General features: G+C 39.0%; 5 protein-coding genes. 1 reads left to right on the top strand and 4 read right to left on the bottom strand.

Features of this window, described 5'->3' with window-relative positions:
- Positions 1-173: 173 nt before the first annotated feature.
- From OU793_RS24240 to OU793_RS24225, 4 genes are all read right to left on the bottom strand, one after another.
- Positions 174-380: a hypothetical protein gene (locus OU793_RS24240; protein WP_031420235.1), complete on the bottom strand. Its 207-nt coding sequence runs from the start codon at positions 378-380 to the stop codon at positions 174-176.
- 17 nt (positions 381-397) lie between these two features.
- Positions 398-592, bottom strand: coding sequence for a hypothetical protein (locus OU793_RS24235; protein WP_024699796.1), 195 nt, complete (start codon positions 590-592; stop codon positions 398-400).
- 95 nt (positions 593-687) lie between these two features.
- Positions 688-1,008 (bottom strand): hypothetical protein, encoded by a 321-nt coding sequence (locus OU793_RS24230; RefSeq protein WP_024699797.1) that lies wholly within the window; start codon positions 1,006-1,008, stop codon positions 688-690.
- Positions 1,009-1,024: 16 nt separating this feature from the next.
- Entirely contained in the window at positions 1,025-1,789 is a 765-nt protein-coding gene (locus tag OU793_RS24225) for a ParA family protein (RefSeq protein WP_031420234.1), read from the bottom strand.
- A 167-nt stretch (positions 1,790-1,956) separates the two neighbouring features.
- Here OU793_RS24225 and OU793_RS24220 point away from each other — a divergent pair, with 167 nt between their 5' ends.
- Positions 1,957-2,139, top strand: coding sequence for a type II toxin-antitoxin system HicA family toxin (locus OU793_RS24220; protein WP_024699799.1), 183 nt, complete (start codon positions 1,957-1,959; stop codon positions 2,137-2,139).
- The last annotated feature ends 69 nt before the right edge of the window (positions 2,140-2,208 follow it).

Genomic DNA, 2,208 nt, shown 5'->3' with positions numbered 1-2,208 from the left:
AAAGTCGTACAAGAAGCCTTAACGTAGGATATTTTCCGTTTTCCAAGCGGACCCCATATAGAAGACGGGTGATTTTTGCCATTCTGTAGCAATCAGAGAATGGAGCCAGCAAAAATCACCCTAAATTTAGCTATTTAACGTAATAGGCATAATCTACCCCACAGATGTAAGCCCTATTTAGAAATGTCCTCTTTTCTCGCTAGCTCTGGAGAGTAACCAAAATCACAAGCGATACGAACGGCCATACTTGGCCGTCGTTTAAACGCTCGATCAAAATACTGCGTAAACAATCGAATGTATTCGTCATACGATGTGCCACTGTCCTTACTCGCTCGATCTGCAATATCTTCAATCTGACTTTGCCAGTGGTGGGGATTCATACGTTGCTCTCTCATCATCAATTTAACTCTGTAGTATTTGATGTGTGAGCGTTGAGATAGTTCTCGATAGATTTACGACTCACGAATGATCCAACAAAGGAGCGTTGGTGAGCGCCAAAAAATCCGTTGTCCATCATACGAACGAGGACACGCAGCTCATCATCACTGATGATTTCGTTTAGGGTGTGGTTAATGCTACAATTCACTTGCATCTTAATTTCCTATATTTTGAGGTGTTTGCCTCTCAGCGCAAGTTTGCCGACCTAGCTGAGAGGCTCTTATATGTATTACATGTGTAATACATATTTCATGGCATTTTATCAATTACCATAGCTAATTGATGATTTAGCTCAACAACCTCTTCTTCTGATAGATTGTTTTTATATTCAACTAGTGCCCGATATAGCTTAGCTGCTGATGATTTATGAGTAGTTAACAAATCTACTTCATCAACCCAGTCCCCAATAGCTTTCTTATCAGCTAAAGATACTCTCAATGTCAAAGGGGGGACTTTATATGACGTAGTCACTTTTTTCTTAACGGTAGTGATACCACCATCAATCTTAGTCTTATTGTCAGTTTTCAATGATATTGACGTTGACGCGCCTTTTTTTCGAAGTTTACTCACCTGTATTACCTATGTATTACATATCAATAATGAAGCTTGCTAGCTTTCGATAGTCATTGTTAACTAACGAACCTTGCTTATAGAAACGAACAGGGGATGATACCGCATTGGCTTGACCAACATGCTCTGAGCGTCGTATAGCGAATGGCAAAAGTTTGTCTTGGACAGTGTCCAACTCTTCATCAATAAATTCATTGATAACCGTGTTACGAACATCAACTTCATTTCTCAATATAAAATAATTAGCGTCTTCATCCTTAATTTCTGAAACAGCTTCAAGCAAAGGATTAATACCATCCAGAGAGAATGCCCCAGAATCTACAGGGATCAAGATGAGATTCGATGCTTGGATTGCATTGAGAGTTGTTAACGATAAATTTGGAGGGGTATCAAGGAGCACGTAATCATAAACATCATTTAGTTTTGCGAGCTGTTTTTCCAATATACGTTCACGATTAATTTTTGTTAGTGAAGTTTCTATAACCCTTGAGAGTTGAAAATCAGCGGGAACAATATCTAGATTTTCAATAACAGTATCGCCAACGCAAGTTGGACGAATAAGATCGATAATAGACACAACTTTAGGCTTATCAAACATAGCAGCAACAGTGACATTAAAATCAAACTCTCTTAGCCCTGTGAGAGTTTTAGAACAATTACCTTGTGGGTCTAGATCCATGACTAACACCTTATTTTTTCTAGCCAGTTCTGACGCTAGATTAACAAGGGTTGTTGTTTTACCTACTCCACCTTTTTGATTAGCTACACCAATAACTTTCATAATGACTCCATGTATTACATATGTAATACACAATAACACCCAGCAAGAACAACGTCAACACCAAAATATGTATTACACATGTAATACAGCTAAATACATCCCACTGTAGTTGAAATAATTGCACTATACACACTCGTGTGTATAATATTTGTTAGGTCGGAGGTAATATGAAATCTAAAGACCTAATAGATGAACTGCTCGCCGCAGGATGTGAGTTTGTAAGGCATGGGAAAGGAAGTCACCAGATCTGGAGATCTCCAATAACTGGAAAGAAATTTCCTGTACCACACCCGAAAGGCTCCTTACCAATAGGCACAGTACGTTCTATCAAAAAAGACGCGGGCATCTAGCCCGCGCACTTGGAGGTAACGATGTGGTTTACATTGGGTGTAGAAACACCAAAAGATAAAGATTCCTCT

The organism is Vibrio sp. VP6 (assembly GCF_028823755.1).
Classification (GTDB): Bacteria; Pseudomonadota; Gammaproteobacteria; order Enterobacterales; family Vibrionaceae; genus Vibrio; species Vibrio parahaemolyticus.
This window is presented reverse-complemented; position numbering and strand designations above follow the sequence as displayed.